This window comes from Pantoea cypripedii (assembly GCF_002095535.1).
Lineage (GTDB): Bacteria > Pseudomonadota > Gammaproteobacteria > Enterobacterales > Enterobacteriaceae > Pantoea > Pantoea cypripedii.
In genome coordinates, this window is record NZ_MLJI01000002.1 from 111,577 (window position 1) to 126,430 (window position 14,854).

At 56.3% G+C, this 14,854-nt stretch carries 14 protein-coding genes; 5 read left to right on the forward strand and 9 right to left on the reverse strand.

Features of this window, described 5'->3' with window-relative positions; translation table 11 throughout:
• Positions 1-38: 38 nt before the first annotated feature.
• The 4 genes from HA50_RS21570 to HA50_RS21585 form a co-directional block, all read right to left on the reverse strand.
• A complete protein-coding gene (locus tag HA50_RS21570; protein ID WP_084878896.1) occupies positions 39-347 on the reverse strand; it encodes an addiction module antidote protein in 309 nt (102 codons plus the stop codon).
• A gap of 3 nt (positions 348-350) precedes the next feature.
• Positions 351-668, reverse strand: a complete 318-nt coding sequence (locus HA50_RS21575) for a type II toxin-antitoxin system RelE/ParE family toxin (protein ID WP_084878897.1) — start codon at positions 666-668, stop codon at positions 351-353.
• A gap of 157 nt (positions 669-825) precedes the next feature.
• Entirely contained in the window at positions 826-2,256 is a 1,431-nt protein-coding gene (locus tag HA50_RS21580; RefSeq protein ID WP_084878898.1) for a Cu(+)/Ag(+) sensor histidine kinase, read from the reverse strand.
• On the reverse strand, positions 2,246-2,929 hold the full coding sequence (locus HA50_RS21585; protein WP_084880123.1) for a copper/silver response regulator transcription factor: 684 nt from the start codon (positions 2,927-2,929) through the stop codon (positions 2,246-2,248). Before HA50_RS21585 ends, HA50_RS21580 begins: the two co-directional genes overlap by 11 nt.
• Positions 2,930-3,109: 180 nt before the next feature.
• Here HA50_RS21585 and HA50_RS21590 point away from each other — a divergent pair, with 180 nt between their 5' ends.
• Genes HA50_RS21590 through HA50_RS21605 form a run of 4 tightly spaced genes read left to right on the forward strand, consistent with a single transcriptional unit; the run spans position 3,110 to position 9,288 of the window.
• Positions 3,110-4,495 (forward strand): Cu(I)/Ag(I) efflux RND transporter outer membrane protein, encoded by a 1,386-nt coding sequence (locus HA50_RS21590; RefSeq protein ID WP_084880126.1) that lies wholly within the window; start codon positions 3,110-3,112, stop codon positions 4,493-4,495.
• 32 nt (positions 4,496-4,527) lie between these two features.
• Complete coding sequence (gene cusF, locus HA50_RS21595; RefSeq protein WP_084878899.1) at positions 4,528-4,881, forward strand: cation efflux system protein CusF; 354 nt, start codon at positions 4,528-4,530, stop codon at positions 4,879-4,881.
• A gap of 26 nt (positions 4,882-4,907) precedes the next feature.
• Complete coding sequence (locus tag HA50_RS21600; protein WP_084878900.1) at positions 4,908-6,143, forward strand: efflux RND transporter periplasmic adaptor subunit; 1,236 nt, start codon at positions 4,908-4,910, stop codon at positions 6,141-6,143.
• A 10-nt stretch (positions 6,144-6,153) separates the two neighbouring features.
• Positions 6,154-9,288 (forward strand): CusA/CzcA family heavy metal efflux RND transporter, encoded by a 3,135-nt coding sequence (locus HA50_RS21605; RefSeq protein WP_084878901.1) that lies wholly within the window; start codon positions 6,154-6,156, stop codon positions 9,286-9,288.
• A gap of 4 nt (positions 9,289-9,292) precedes the next feature.
• On the opposite strand, the gene HA50_RS21610 is transcribed toward HA50_RS21605, so the two are convergent.
• The 5 genes from HA50_RS21610 to HA50_RS21630 all read right to left on the reverse strand — a co-directional run bounded on the left by HA50_RS21610 (position 9,293) and on the right by HA50_RS21630 (position 13,581).
• Positions 9,293-9,895, reverse strand: a complete 603-nt coding sequence (locus tag HA50_RS21610; protein ID WP_084878902.1) for a cupin — start codon at positions 9,893-9,895, stop codon at positions 9,293-9,295.
• Positions 9,896-10,039: 144 nt separating this feature from the next.
• On the reverse strand, positions 10,040-11,146 hold the full coding sequence (locus HA50_RS21615; RefSeq protein ID WP_084878903.1) for an NAD(P)/FAD-dependent oxidoreductase: 1,107 nt from the start codon (positions 11,144-11,146) through the stop codon (positions 10,040-10,042).
• Positions 11,147-11,160: 14 nt separating this feature from the next.
• Complete coding sequence (locus HA50_RS21620) at positions 11,161-11,904, reverse strand: amino acid ABC transporter ATP-binding protein (RefSeq protein WP_084878904.1); 744 nt, start codon at positions 11,902-11,904, stop codon at positions 11,161-11,163.
• Positions 11,897-12,700, reverse strand: a complete 804-nt coding sequence (locus HA50_RS21625; protein ID WP_084878905.1) for an amino acid ABC transporter permease — start codon at positions 12,698-12,700, stop codon at positions 11,897-11,899. The genes HA50_RS21620 and HA50_RS21625 overlap by 8 nt, the downstream gene beginning before the upstream one ends.
• A 68-nt stretch (positions 12,701-12,768) precedes the next feature.
• Positions 12,769-13,581: an ABC transporter substrate-binding protein gene (locus HA50_RS21630; protein WP_084878906.1), complete on the reverse strand. Its 813-nt coding sequence runs from the start codon at positions 13,579-13,581 to the stop codon at positions 12,769-12,771.
• Positions 13,582-13,779: 198 nt separating this feature from the next.
• Here HA50_RS21630 and HA50_RS21635 point away from each other — a divergent pair, with 198 nt between their 5' ends.
• Complete coding sequence (locus HA50_RS21635; protein ID WP_084878907.1) at positions 13,780-14,853, forward strand: LacI family DNA-binding transcriptional regulator; 1,074 nt, start codon at positions 13,780-13,782, stop codon at positions 14,851-14,853.
• The last annotated feature ends 1 nt before the right edge of the window (position 14,854 follow it).

A 14,854-nucleotide genomic window follows, 5' to 3' on the forward strand; every position in this document is an offset into this window, starting at 1 on the left:
TACAGAGGGGAAACCTGGCTTTGTATTGAATTATTGCTTCACACACTCGCCAGATGTGAGAACTGGAATCCTGTCGCATTCACCACGCTGCGTAACGTTTTTAGGGTAGGGTTTCCCGCTGGGGATAATGTTCTATAGAGAGTCTCACGTGATACGCCAGCTTTCTTCGCGATAACGGCCATTCCACCTCTGGCTTCCACAATATGACGTAATGCCATCAGGAATGCTTCCTGGCCTCCGTCTTCATCGATGTCAAGAAAAGCCTGGTGCAGATATTCCTGAGCGAAACCTGGGTCTTCACGCAGGATTTCAACCATCGCATCATCATGTAAACGGGCTTTAGCCATACATCACCTCATTCTAAAATCTTTGAGGCACCAAATTGCCTCATCAATATCTGCGTCCTGTGTGCGTTTATCACCCGCAAGGAGTAATATCACTACTTCACCATCAACCAAACTGTAATAAACGCGATATCCCACACCCTGGTCAATTCTAAGCTCCCAAACACCTTCACGGCAGGGTTTATGGTCACCAAAATTTCCAGTGGCCATCCGGTTCACCCTCGAAGCAATTTTTGCTTTAGCAATCGGATCACGTAACTTCTTAAAATAACTGGTATATAAGTCCCTACCTTCTGCAGTTACGTAGTGTATTATCGTTTTCATTTTTCATCATTGTAGCCTTTAGGCTACAACCCTTCAATGATTCTCTTTGTTTCAGATGAAAAGGCAGTACTTACTTTTCATTTTTTTAACTTCAGTCGAACCCGATAATACTGCGCTTTTAGTTTGTTAACTATACTTTGGTATATTGAGGGGGTGTTCAACCCTCAATCCGGGGCAGCAACAACGTAAACCGGGTGGATACCGCATCGGAGGCGACGTGAATCTCCCCCTGATGGGCGGTGACGATTGATTTGACGATGGCCAGCCCAATGCCGCTGCCTTCGCCTTTTCTCTGGCGTGATGGGTCAACACGATAAAACCGGTCAAAAAGGCGTGCCAGATGCGTCGGGGAAATAGGTACACCGGGATTTTCGACCCTCAGCTCCACCCAGGCATCGCGCTGCTGGAGATGGACGGTCACTGACTTACCCGCAGGCGTATGGCGAATCGCATTGGAGAGTAAGTTGTTGATGACGCGACGCAGCATCAGCGGATCACCCTGAACCAGCGCCGCGTCGCCTGTCAGCGTCAGGCCAACCTGCTGTTCTTCCGCCCAGGCTTCAAAAAACTCAAACACCTTGATGGTTTCAGTGCGCAGATCGAGTGGGACGCGCTCCGGGATCAGCTGATTATTATCCGCCTGCGCCAGAAACAGCATATCGCTGACCATTTTCGCCATCCGGTTGTACTCTTCCAGGCTGGAATACAGGACATCCTCCAGTTCTTTCACCGTACGCGGCTGGCTGAGGGCAATTTCCGTCTGTGTCACCAGATTGGTGATGGGGGTTCTGATTTCATGGGCGATATCGGCGGAGAAATTGGCCTGGCGGGTGAAGACATCTTCAATACGTTCAATCATATGGTTGAAGGACATCACCAGCTGTTGCAGCTCAATCGGCACGTTATCCGGTTCCAGCCGGACATCCAGATTTTTCGAGGTGATGTTGTTTATTTGCTGGCTGACGTTGCGTAACGGCAGATAACCCTGGTGAACCGCAAACAATACGATCAGGATAATCAACAGGCTAATGGCTGAGGCGATGATGAGCAGATTATGTTTCAGCGCGTCCAGGTAGTGCAGGTGGAAATCAATCGACAGTGCGATCAGCAGCCGGTCAGTGCTGGTGTGCCCGTTGTACGGTGAACTGACGGCAGTGGCCATCACCCGGTAACTGCGATTGCCGTTGTGGGCAGCATGCGCGCCCATCGGGTCTGACCACAAAAATACCTCACCGGAATCCACTGCTGTGCTGTGGACCAGCGACATCAGGTCTGGTCCGTCTGCCGAGCGGTATAAAACCTGATTTTCCGGGCTGAGCAGCATCACCGAGATATAACGGTAGCTGTCGAGAATGGAGTCGATTTTCGCCACTTTTTGCTGTTCTGTCTCGGCGGGATTTTTCAGGATGGCCGTCAGCGTGCTGTTGATTTGCTTAAGGTTAGTCACGTCCTGTTCGGCAAAGTGATTCTGGACTGAATGCAGCATAATCCAGGCTGCGGTGGCGAAGGCAATAATGGTGGCAAGGCTGATAAAGAAGGTAAGCCGGATCTCAAGCGACACAGGACGGCGCAGCCGCTTAATCTTCATCCGGCACCTCAAGCACATAACCGACACCGCGCACGGTCTGGATCAGTTTGGGGGAGAAGTCGTTATCGATTTTGGCACGCAGCCGTTTCACCGCAACATCGATGGCATTGGTATCGCTGTCAAAATTCATATCCCACACCTGCGAGGCGATCAGCGAACGGGGCAGGACTTCACCGCGATGGCGGATAAAGAATTCCAGCAAGGTGAATTCTTTGCTGGTCAGGGTGATACGAGTACCCGCGCGGCTCACTTTACGTGACACCAGGTCAAAGCTGAGATCCGCCAGCTGGAACTGGCTCTCCGGAATAATATTGGCCCCGCGGCGCAGCAGCGTTCTGACACGCGCCAGCAACTCGGCAAAGGCAAAGGGTTTGACCAGATAATCATCGGCACCCAGCTCCAGTCCCATCACGCGATGTTCAATGGTGCCCAGCGCGGTCAGCAGCAGAATGGGCATCCCTTTGCTGGCGGCACGCAGCATACGTACGATATCCCAGCCGTTGACATCGGGCAGCATAATGTCCAGGACGATCAAATCGTACTCAGCGGTCATCGCCAGATGGTAACCGGTGAGACCGTTGTCGGCGCGATCAACCACAAACCCCGCCTCGGTCAGCCCTTTGCTGAGGTATTCCCCTGTTTTCACCTCGTCTTCGACAATCAGTATCTTCATTTTCTCACCCATCACCTCATCGGATGCCATTCTAGTGGGCCAAAGGACGATATCAACGACTTCGACCGAAAATGACAGCTTTGTCATTGTTGGGTCACGCTGCCAACAGAGTCGCTTCGTTACAGTGTCCGCCGTCATCATCTGGAAACAATGGGCAGGCAGGCCCTGGCGGTTAGCGATATGGTCAAATTAACATTACCGGTGGTGGGTACGGTGCTTTTGCTGACGGGATGTGTCTCGCTGGCCCCCGAATATCAGCCCCCTGAACTCCCGGTGCCACAACAATTCTCTCTCTCCCGCAACACGCTGGTGCCGGTTACCGCAGGCTATCAGGATACCGGCTGGCGCACCTTCTTTGCCGATCCTCAGGCAAGGCAGTTTATTGATGTGGCGCTACGCAATAACCGTGATCTGCGTATGGCGGCGTTGAAAGTGCAGGAAGCACGCGCGCAGTACCGGGTAACCAACGCCGATCGCTACCCGCAGCTAAACGCTGCTAGTGAAGCGAGTTACAGCGGTGGCCTGAAACGCGGTGACCTGACGGAAAAACAGTTTCAGGCCGGGCTGGATCTGAGCTTTGAGCTGGATTTTTTCGGCAGATTGAAAAATCTGAGCGAAGCCGACCGGCAAAACTACTTTGCCAGTGAGGCTGCCCAGCGCGCGGTGCATATTCTGCTGATTTCCAGCGTTGCTCAGAGCTACTTTAGTCAGCGACTGGCGGCTGCACAGCTACGTATTGCCCAAGAGACATTACAGAATTATCAGCAATCTTATGCCTTTGTGGAGCAGCAACTGATTACCGGCAGCAGCAATGTGCTGGCAGTGGAGCAGGCGCATGGCCTGATTGAAAGCACCCGCGCGGAGATTGCCAGCCGGGAAGGACAACTGGCACAGGCGAACAATGCCTTGCAGCTGGTGGTGGGCAGCTGGCAGGGACTGCCGGATGATCAACGCCGCGTAGCGGGAGATCTTAACCCGGTCAGGCTACCGGCCGGACTTTCCTCGGAAATCCTGCGTCAGCGTCCGGATCTGATGGAGGCTGAACACCAGCTGATGGCGGCCAATGCCAATATCGGTGCGGCCAGGGCTGCGTTCTATCCGTCGATTAGCCTGACCAGCGGCTTGTCGGGCAGCAGCGATGACCTGTCAAATCTGTTTTCCGCAGGCAGCGGCATGTGGAATTTTGTGCCAAAAATCGACATCCCGATTTTTAATGCCGGTCGTAACCAGGCCAGCCTGACGCTTGCTGAAGTGCGCCAGCAGCAATCGGTGGTGAATTACGAGCAAAAAATTCAAAACGCGTTTAAGGACGTTGCCGATGCGCTCGCGCTGCGCGACAGCCTCAGCAACCAAATTGCGGCGCAACAGCGTTACCTTGCTTCCCTGCAAATTACGCTGCAACGCGCACGCGGATTATATGCCAGTGGAGCGGTGAGTTATATCGAAGTGCTGGATGCTGAGCGCTCATTATTCAGTACCCGGCAAACGTTACTTGATTTGCAATATTCCCGGCAGGTCAATGAGATCAATCTGTTCACTGCCCTGGGGGGCGGCTGGACGGAATAATCCTTCCATTACATTTTTCAGGAGTCGATATTATGCGTCAGTTAATTAAAGTGGCTTTATTCGGTATTTTTCCGGCACTGATTGCCGCGGGTGCCCAGGCCAGTGAACAGCATCAGAGCATGATGTCACATGCGGAGATGGCGGTTCAGCAGCCGGTGATCAACGCCACGGGGGTGATTAAGCAGATTGATTTAGCGAATAAAAAAATCACTATCGACCATCAGGCGATCCCGGCGCTTGGCTGGCCGGCCATGACCATGCGCTTCACCTTTACCACGCAGGACGACAGCATCAACGCGTTAAAAGTGGGCAGCCCGGTTAACTTTTCTTTTATTCAGCAGGGAAATATCTCACTGCTCCAGGAAATAAAAGTCAGTCATTCTTAATTAACGGATGGTTGTCAGGAACAATTATGGCATCGTTAAAATTAAAATACGCGGCGGTGATGGTCAGCAGCCTGATAATGGGTGGACTGATTGTGACAACGGCTTTTCATTATCTGCCTTCTGCCAATAAAACGTCAGCGCCGGAGCGCAAAATTTTATTCTGGTATGACCCGATGAAACTCGATACCAAATTCGATAAACCGGGTAAATCACCGTTTATGGATATGGACCTGATACCCAAATACGCGGATGAAGGCGAGGCGGACAATAGCCAGGGCATGCGTATCGATCCGGTGCTGGTGCAGAACCTCGGTCTGAAGACCATCAAGGTCAGCAAAGGGCGATTGCAATATAGCCAGACCATTCCGGCCAACGTCAGTTTTAACGATTACCAGTTCGTGATTGTGCAGGCACGTTCGGAGGGTTTTGTCGAAAAAGTCTACCCATTGACCGTCGGCGACAAAGTCGGCAAGGGCACACCGCTGATCGATATCACCATCCCGGAGTGGGTGGAGGCGCAGAGCGAATATCTGTTGCTGTCAGGCACCGGGGGATCAACCACCCAGGTGAAGGGCATTCTCGAACGGCTGCGTCTTGCCGGAATGCCGGAAGAGGATATTCAGCGTCTGCGCAGTTCCCGCACGGTACAGACTCGATTCACCATCAAAGCCCCTATTGATGGGGTGATCACCGCATTTGACCTGCGCAGCGGTATGAATATCTCCAAAGATAAAGTGGTGGCCCAGATTCAGGGCATGGACCCGGTGTGGATCAGCGCTGCGGTGCCGGAATCGATTGCCGGATTGCTCAGCGACCGATCGCACCTGTCCATTTCAGTGCCGGCATATCCGGGTCACAGCTTCACCATCGAAAAATGGAGCATCCTGCCGAGCGTTGACCAGACCACCCGCACGTTGCAGGTGCGTCTCCAGGTGGCGAATCGCGATGAATTGCTGAAACCCGGTATGAATGCGTATCTGCATCTGAACAGCCAGAGTGAGGAGATGCTGCTGATCCCGTCTCAGGCGGTGATTGATACCGGTGATGAGCAGCGCGTGATTGCCGTGGACAGCGAAGGGCGTTTTGCGCCCAAGGCCATCCGCATACTGGCGGAATCGCAGCGCCAGAGTGGTGTGGCGAGCGGCCTGCGCGAAGGGGAATCGGTGGTGGTCAACGGGTTGTTCCTGATCGACTCGGAAGCCAATATTACCGGGGCGCTGGCGCGGATGCGTCAGGCTGATAACGCGCATTCCGATCACTGAGGGAACGACGATGATTGCATGGATTATCCGGCGCTCGGTCGCCAACCGTTTTCTGGTGATGATGGGGGCACTGTTTCTCAGCGTCTGGGGGGCCTGGACCATCATCAACACCCCGGTTGATGCCCTGCCGGACCTCTCTGATGTGCAGGTGATCATTAAAACCAGTTATCCCGGCCAGGCACCGCAGATTGTGGAAAATCAGGTCACTTATCCGCTCACCACCACCATGCTTTCTGTGCCGGGTGCTAAAACGGTGCGCGGCTTCTCGCAGTTTGGTGATTCCTATGTCTATGTGATTTTTGCTGACGGCACCGACCTCTACTGGGCGCGCTCCCGCGTGCTGGAGTACCTCAACCAGGTGCAGGGTAAATTACCGGCCGGGGTCAGTTCCGAAATCGGCCCCGATGCCACCGGGGTGGGCTGGATCTTTGAGTACGCGCTGGTGGATCACAGCGGTAAGCACGATCTGGCGGAGCTGCGATCCTTGCAGGACTGGTTTCTGAAATATGAACTGAAAACTATCCCTGACGTGGCAGAAGTGGCCTCGGTGGGGGGAGTGGTGAAGCAGTACCAGATTCAGGTCAACCCGCTGCAACTGGCGCAGTACGGCATCAGTCTGGCAGAGGTGAAATCCGCCATTGCATCCTCCAATCAGGAGGCGGGTGGGTCTTCGGTGGAAATCGCTGAAGCGGAATATATGGTGCGGGCCAACGGCTATCTGCAGACCCTGGATGATTTCAACAACATCGTACTGAAAACCGGCAGCAACGGCGTGCCGATCACCCTGCGCGATGTCGCCCGCGTGCAGATTGGACCGGAAATGCGGCGTGGCATTGCCGAGCTGAATGGCGAAGGCGAGGTGGCCGGTGGGGTGATTATCCTGCGTTCCGGCAAAAACGCCCGCGAGGTGATCACTGCGGTGCGGGATAAGCTCGATAGTTTGAAAAAGAGCCTGCCGGAGGGGGTTGAAGTGGTGACCACCTATGACCGCAGCCAGCTTATCGATCGGGCGATTGCTAACCTCAGCCACAAGCTGCTGGAAGAGTTTGTGGTGGTGGCGCTGGTTTGTGCGCTGTTTCTCTGGCATGTGCGTTCGGCGCTGGTGGCGATTATCTCGCTGCCGCTGGGGTTGTGTATCGCGTTCATTGTGATGCAATTCCAGGGGCTGAACGCCAATATCATGTCGCTCGGTGGCATCGCCATTGCCGTCGGGGCAATGGTGGATGCGGCAATCGTGATGATTGAAAACGCCCATAAACGGCTGGAGGAGTGGCAACATCAACATCCTGATGAACGCATCGACAACGATAGCCGCTGGCAGGTGATCACCGATGCGGCGGTAGAGGTCGGTCCGGCGCTGTTTATCAGCCTGCTGATTATCACCCTGTCGTTTATTCCCATTTTCACGCTGGAAGGCCAGGAAGGGCGGCTGTTTGGCCCGCTGGCGTTCACCAAAACCTGGTCGATGGCGGGCGCTGCCGTGCTGGCGATTATCGTGATCCCCATCCTGATGGGATGGTGGATCCGTGGGAAAATCCCGGCGGAAAACCACAACCCGCTGAATCGTTGGCTGATCAGGATTTATCACCCGTTGCTGCTGAAGGTGCTGCACTGGCCGAAGCTGACCTTACTGGTGGCGGCACTGTCGATCTTCACGGTGTGGTGGCCGCTGAGTCAGGTGGGTGGCGAGTTCCTGCCAAAAATCAATGAGGGGGATCTGCTGTATATGCCCTCAACCTTGCCTGGCGTCTCGCCAGGACAGGCGGCGGCGTTATTGCAGACCACGGATAAACTGATCAAAACCGTACCGGAAGTGGCCTCGGTGTTTGGCAAAACGGGCAAAGCGGAAACCGCGACCGATGCGGCACCGCTGGAAATGGTGGAAACCACCATTCAGCTGAAGCCTGAAGTCGAGTGGCGGCCTGGCATGACAATCGACAAAATTATCGATGAACTGGATGCCAGGGTGCGTCTGCCGGGGCTGGCTAATCTGTGGGTGCCGCCGATCCGTAACCGTATCGATATGCTCGCCACCGGGATTAAAAGCCCGATTGGGATAAAGGTCTCTGGCAGCGTACTGGCGGATATCGATATCACCGCCCAGCGCATCGAAGAGGTGGCAAAAACCGTGCCTGGCGTGGTTTCGGCACTGGCGGAACGTCTGCAAGGGGGGCGTTACATCGATGTGGATATCAACCGGGAGAAAGCGGCGCGCTACGGTATGACGGTGGGGGATGTCCAGCTGTTCGTTTCATCGGCGATTGGTGGCACCACGGTCGGCGAAACCGTGGAAGGCGTGGCGCGTTACCCGATCAATATCCGCTACCCGCAGGGGCTGCGTGACAGCCCGGAAGCACTGCGGCAGTTGCCGATACTCACGCCGATGAAGCAGCAGATCACCCTGAGCGATGTGGCTGACGTGCGTGTGGTGTCAGGTCCCAGCATGCTGAAAACCGAGAATGCCCGTCCGACCAGCTGGATTTATATCGACGCCCGTGGTCGTGACATGGTGTCAGTGGTCAATGACCTGAAAACGGCGATTGCAGACCAGGTGACGCTCAGGCCTGGCACCAGCGTGGCGTTTTCCGGGCAGTTCGAACTGCTGGAACATGCCAATAAAAAGCTGAAGCTGATGGTGCCGATGACGCTGATGATTATCTTTATCCTGCTGTATCTGGCGTTTCGCCGCGTAGATGAAGCGCTGCTGATTTTGATGAGTCTGCCTTTCGCGCTGGTGGGGGGCATCTGGTTTCTCTACTGGCAGGGATTCCATCTGTCGGTCGCCACCGGTACCGGATTTATCGCGCTGGCCGGGGTGGCCGCAGAGTTTGGCGTGGTGATGCTGATGTATTTACGGCACGCGATAGAAAATGAACCCGCGCTGTCACGCCCTGAGACGTTCACACCGCAGAAACTGGATGAGGCGTTGTACCACGGCGCAGTGCTGCGTGTGCGCCCCAAAGCGATGACGGTGGCGGTGATTATTGCCGGTCTGTTGCCGATTTTGTGGGGCAGCGGGGCGGGTTCCGAAGTGATGAGTCGCATTGCGGCACCGATGATTGGCGGCATGATCACCGCGCCGCTGCTGTCGTTATTTATCATCCCGGCGGCTTACAAACTGATCTGGCTGCGCCGCCATCGGTAAGCGTTTATGCCTGTTGCCAGCTGTGGGTCAGCGGACCGGCCTGACCGGCCACCGGATCGCTGTCCGGGAACGGCAGCTGGCTGATACGTTGCAGCATCTCTGGCGTCGGGGCCGCCCGGCAGATATCCCATTGCTGCTGGGGAGGATAGGCTCCCACCACCTGGAAATCATCGCTGCTGCCGTCGTTAAAATGCCCGGTTCCGGCGGGCAGCAGCGCCACATCACCCGCTGCCATGTTAATCACATGGCCAGCTGGGCCACCCAGCATCACTTTTGCGTTACCGCTGACACATCCCAGCACCTCATGCGCGGTACTGTGATAGTGATGGAAGGTAAAAATCGAGGCGACCCACTGTGGTGGCCAGCTGTTTTTCTCGAATAAGGATTCGGTGGGTGAGGTCATTTCAGCCGTTTTCGGCAGAACGTTTTGGTAAATAATCACCGGAAGATGGGGATTGTTTGGCACCCAGCCATTACGTTCCAGGCGCAGCAGCTGAACGTTTTGCGCCGTCGGGGCAGCGGTGGCGTAACGGCTGAACAGGGCCGGTGCGGTCAATGCCAGACCGGACATGACGCGCATAAAGTGGCGACGTGATAAATCATTCATCCTTTCCTCCAGGCGTTAAATGAGATGCAGATCACGTTTTAAGCGTAATGCAGATATCGTAGCGACGCGATTTATCGCGCGGGTTTTATCCCGCAGATGCTGCCAAAGATGCGCGATAAATCGCGCCGCTACGGGGTAAGCGTCTTAGCCAAACCGCTCAGGCCGGAAGGTCGCCAGCATCGGGTGTTTCGTTCCGGTGATCATCTCCTGCGCCAGTAATTCACCGACAATTAACGCCAGCGTGGCACCGGAATGGGTAAAGGCGACAAAACAACCCGGTACCTGTTGCAGCTCACCCAGCACCGGCTCGCCGTCGCCAGGAATCGGTTTGTAGCCCATCTTCCAGCTCTGTGCCTGCAAAGGGGCACTGTTCAGCAGCAGCTTATCGGCTTCCTGCACCAGTTGGTTCACCACCTTCTCATCGATAGTAAAACCACCGTCGGGCAGTGGCTGGATATCGTTCTCGTACCAGTCGTGATCCAGCGCCAGGGTATTCCCCGGATTGGGACGCACTGCGGCGCGCGGCGTATTCAGCACCGCTGTGAGTTTTTGCTCAGCGGGTTGGGTGATCACCAGCATCGACAGCGGCGAACCGTTGGGGAGGGTGACGCCGAGCGGGGCCACCACATCCGGGGTAGAAGGGCCGCAGGCCACCAGCACCTTGTCGGCAGGCAGTTCGCCTTTCTCCCAGCGCACGCCACAGGCGCGGCCCTCGGCGGTGATGACTTCCGCTTGTCCGGCAAACTCAATAATTTCCCCACCCAGCGCGCGCAGCTGCTGAGCCAGATGTTCGACCAGATGCGGCAGGCTGACCCAGCCTTCACCCGGATTGAAGATTGCCTCACCGCTTAGCGCGGCGGGATCGATCTGTAGCTCCGTTACCGTGTCACGGCTTCGCAGGTGTGAATCATAACCGTGCGCGTTTTCATACGCATGGCGGGCGTGCAGGGTGGCGGGGGTAGCGGCGGTCCAGAATAACCCACCATCAAAGCGCAGCCAGTCACGGGAAGGATCGTCGGCAAACAGCGTCCGGTAACGATCGATGCCCGCCATACGCAGCGCATGGTAAGGTTTCGAACGCTCACCGGAGGAGTTCAGCCACGATAGCGAACGACCAGAAGCGCCGGAACACAGCTCAGCTTCTGTCACCAGCGTGACCGCCGCACCGCGCTTCGCCAGCTGCAGCGCGCTGGAAACCCCCAGCACGCCGCCCCCCAACACCACCACACGAGCCTGATTTTCTACAGCCATATTCAGTTCCTTGTTTACAGCACTTCAGAAAGAAAACGTTGCAGACGCGGCGACTGTGGATCATCGAACAGCGCGGCAGGCGTGCCGACCTCGATAATCTCGCCTTCGTCCATAAACACCACCTGATCGGCGACCTTGCGCGCAAAACCCATTTCATGGGTCACCACCACCATCGTCATGCCACGACGGCATAAATCGGCCATCAGGGTTAGCACCCCCTTTACCAGCTCCGGGTCGAGCGCCGAGGTGGCTTCGTCAAACAGCATCACCTCAGGGTCCATCGCCAGCGCGCGGGCAATGGCCACACGTTGCTGCTGACCACCGGAGAGGTCGCGCGGATGATGATCGGCACGTTGGCCGAGTCCGACCTCTTCCAGCCGCTGGCGGGCGATCGCCATCGCCTGAGATTTCGGCAACCCTTTCACTTTCCACGGAGCCAGCGCGACGTTCTCCAGCGCGCTATGGTCGGGAAACAGGTTGAAATGCTGAAACACCATGCCGATGCGCAGGCGCAGGGCATCTGGCTTATCGCGCAGCACCGACCGCCCGGCCAGCAACACATCGCCGGATTTCGGTTCGTGCAGCCGGTTGATGCCGCGCAGCAGGGTGGATTTACCGGACCCCGACGGCCCGATAATGCAGGTGGTGGTGCCCGGAGCGACGCTGAGCGACACCCGCCGCAATACCTCAATCGGACCGTAAGCCAGCGACAGATCGCGTAGCTCCAGGCTGGCCCCTTTCCAGCTCGCTTCAGTCATGATGGCCTCCCGCGCTTTCCAGCAGTGCCTTGTTGGTGGGTTTCTGTACTTCCTCCACCTCTTTCAACCCGCTCTGCGGCGCGGTGAGGCGGCGGCGTCCGGTGCGGTAACGCACGTCGACGTAGTTCACCATATGCGTCAGCGGTACGGTGATGATCAGATAGAACACCCCGGCCAGCATCAGCGGCGACAGGTTACCGGTCAGTACCGCCGCATCCTGACCGACGCGAAACAGCTCACGCTGGTTGGTCATCAATCCCAGCAGATAAACCAGCGAGGAATCTTTGATGATGGCGATGAACTGATTAACGATAGCGGGCAGCACGCGGCGAATGCCCTGGGGGATCACCACCAGCCGCATCGCCCGGCTATAGCTCATGCCCAGCGCCCGGCAGGCCTCCATCTGTCCGCGTTCCACGCTCTGGATGCCGGAGCGGAAAATCTCACCCATATAGGCGCTGGCGATCAGGCTAAGAGCAAAAATACCCAGCGGGTAAGGTGAGGGGCCAAACAGCTGGTAACTGAAACGCGCCAATCCCTGACCGATCAGCAGAATGGTCAGAATGGACGGCAATCCGCGAAACAGATCGGTATACATACGCGCAGGCAGACGCAGCCAGCGCGAGGGCGAAATTCCCAGCAGCGCCAGTGCCAGTCCGAGCAAGGTACCGAGCACGGTCGCCGCCAGGGAGATGATCAGGGTGTTGACCAGGCCGGTTGTCAGCAACTGCGGTAACACTTCGAGCATCGATGGAACATCAAAGAAGGTACGGGAAAGAATTGTCAGCAGGTCCATCGCCGTCTCCATTCAGTGCGGGTGATGAGCGCGCTCATCACCGGTGAAAAGACAAACCCTAAGCCGCGTTACTGGCCGCCAGGCAGGTACTGTTTTGGCATCGGTGAGCCGGGAAACCATTTCTGGTACAGCTGTTTCCAGGTGCCATCCTGCATGGCCGCTTTGATGGCTTTATCCAGCGCAGCTTTAAATGCCGGTTTGTCTTTAGCGATGGCAACGCCAGCAGGGGCGTTGAAGGAGGGGATATCGGCGGCCGAGACCAGTTTGAAGCGTTCGGCATAGCTTTTCGCCGCTTCGTAATCGAGGAACACCGCATCCAGCGTGCCGTTATTCATCGCCGATACCGCGGTGTTGTTATCCGGGAAACGCACGATATCGGTCTGGGTAAAGTGCTCCACGGCATAGTTCTCCTGCAACGTTCCCTGAATCACCCCAAGGCGATGTTTCGCCAGGGTGGCAACGTTTGTTACGCCGCTGTCGCTGCGCGTCAGCACCGTCAGATAACCGGCGAGATAGCCGGTGGAGAAATCGACGGTTTTTTGCCGCGCCGGGGTGATCCCGATTGCCGCCACGCCCGCATCAAACTGGCCGTTGGCGACGGCGGGCAGGATGGCGGAGAAATCCTGTCCAACAAAATCCACCTTGTCGATACCCATACGGTGGGCCACGTTCTTAAAGAACTCCACATCGAACCCGGTGAACTGCCCGCTGGCGTCGGTGAAGGTATAGGGTTTGGAGTCGCCGACGCTGGCGACGCGCAGTTGACCGGGTGTCAGCAGGCCATAGGGGTTGTCATTACTGGCAGCAAACGATGGGAAGGAAAGCGAACACAGGGCGATGGCAGCGCCGAACAAGGCGTGCAGGTGTTTATGCGATTTCATAGCTCGTCCGTTTTTGCAGGTTTAAACATCAGAGACTGTTGAGCCGGCGGATGTAATGTTTTTGAGACCGGTCTCAACGCAGGTGGCTTCCTGAGCGACAGTGATTGTGAGACCGGTCTCAGGGAGTTACAATGAGTTTAAGCACACACGTTTTTCAGCGTCAATCTTCCTGTCATCAACCTGTGATTCGAATTAATTATGACCAACCAGAAAGTGCGTTCTAAAGCGCCCACCGTGGCCGATGTCGCGCGAGCAGCAAAAGTATCAAAAGCGCAGGCTGCACGCGCGCTGGGTGGCTATGGCGCGGTGAGCGAAGAAGTGCAGACCCGCGTCAGTAGCGCAGCCGCAGCGCTCGGTTATCGCCCCAATGAACTGGCACGCAGCATGAATACCGGACGTTCCAACACCATCGGCGTGATCGTTGGCGATATTGAGAACCCGCACTTTGGCCTGGCGCTGCGCGGTATGGCAGACGTCACCCGGCAGGCCGGTTATCAGTTGCTGCTGAGCAACAGTGACGAGAAGTGGCAGGCGGAGCAGGACGCGGTGCGGGTGATGCTGGAAAAACAGGTGGATGGCATCATCGTTACCCCCTGTTGCTCGGAGCTGGACAAAAACGCTCACCTGATGCAGGTGCTGGCGGAAGGGCGTGCGTTGAAGTTATTCGATCGCGCGGTCATTGATCTGAATGTTGAAGCGATTTGCTGTGATTTCACTGATGTTGCGCAGCAGGCGACCCAGGCATTGATCGCCGCCGGGCATCGTCAGGTGGCTTACGTCACCAGCATGATGTTGGCAGGGGAGTTTACGCAGCTCAGTGATTTTGGTCTGACGCCGGTCGCACAGCGTGTCGGTGGCATGATGCAGGCGTTTACCGCCGCCGGGTTGCCATTTGATCCAACGCTGGTGCAGGTCAATGCCGACAGCGATGAACAAATCCAGCAAATCGTCGCAAGGCTGTGGCAACGCGAACAACCGCCTACCGCGCTGATCGCCTCCGACAGCGTGGTGGCAATGTCACTGCTGCGCGAAGTGATGCGCCGGGGTCTGCGTATTCCGCAGCAGTTGTCGTTTGTGATGTACGATAATTTCCCGTGGAGCGAGATTGTATCGCCGCCGCTCACGGTAGTGGCACAGCCGGTATATGAAATGGGACGCGAAGCGGCACGGAGGTTGATTGCGGAAATTCGTGGCGAGGTGCTTGATCCGTTACCCCGGTTCAGTGCGGAATTGATTGAACGCCAGTCGATTGGGGTGATAACAGCCAGTTAAT

Excerpts from the sequence above, each read along its gene's own strand:
- HA50_RS21590 (WP_084880126.1), top strand. The coding sequence starts at position 3,110 with ATGGTCAAATTAACATTACCGGTGGTGGGTACGGTGCTTTTGCTGACG.
- HA50_RS21580 (WP_084878898.1), bottom strand. The coding sequence starts at position 2,256 with ATGAAGATTAAGCGGCTGCGCCGTCCTGTGTCGCTTGAGATCCGGCTT.
- HA50_RS21600 (WP_084878900.1), top strand. The coding sequence starts at position 4,908 with ATGGCATCGTTAAAATTAAAATACGCGGCGGTGATGGTCAGCAGCCTG.
- HA50_RS21630 (WP_084878906.1), bottom strand. The coding sequence starts at position 13,581 with ATGAAATCGCATAAACACCTGCACGCCTTGTTCGGCGCTGCCATCGCC.
- HA50_RS21605 (WP_084878901.1), top strand. The coding sequence starts at position 6,154 with ATGATTGCATGGATTATCCGGCGCTCGGTCGCCAACCGTTTTCTGGTG.
- HA50_RS21625 (WP_084878905.1), bottom strand. The coding sequence starts at position 12,700 with ATGGACCTGCTGACAATTCTTTCCCGTACCTTCTTTGATGTTCCATCG.
- HA50_RS21585 (WP_084880123.1), bottom strand. The coding sequence starts at position 2,929 with ATGAAGATACTGATTGTCGAAGACGAGGTGAAAACAGGGGAATACCTC.
- cusF (WP_084878899.1), top strand. The coding sequence starts at position 4,528 with ATGCGTCAGTTAATTAAAGTGGCTTTATTCGGTATTTTTCCGGCACTG.
- HA50_RS21570 (WP_084878896.1), bottom strand. The coding sequence starts at position 347 with ATGGCTAAAGCCCGTTTACATGATGATGCGATGGTTGAAATCCTGCGT.
- HA50_RS21635 (WP_084878907.1), top strand. The coding sequence starts at position 13,780 with ATGACCAACCAGAAAGTGCGTTCTAAAGCGCCCACCGTGGCCGATGTC.
- HA50_RS21575 (WP_084878897.1), bottom strand. The coding sequence starts at position 668 with ATGAAAACGATAATACACTACGTAACTGCAGAAGGTAGGGACTTATAT.
- HA50_RS21615 (WP_084878903.1), bottom strand. The coding sequence starts at position 11,146 with ATGGCTGTAGAAAATCAGGCTCGTGTGGTGGTGTTGGGGGGCGGCGTG.
- HA50_RS21610 (WP_084878902.1), bottom strand. The coding sequence starts at position 9,895 with ATGAATGATTTATCACGTCGCCACTTTATGCGCGTCATGTCCGGTCTG.
- HA50_RS21620 (WP_084878904.1), bottom strand. The coding sequence starts at position 11,904 with ATGACTGAAGCGAGCTGGAAAGGGGCCAGCCTGGAGCTACGCGATCTG.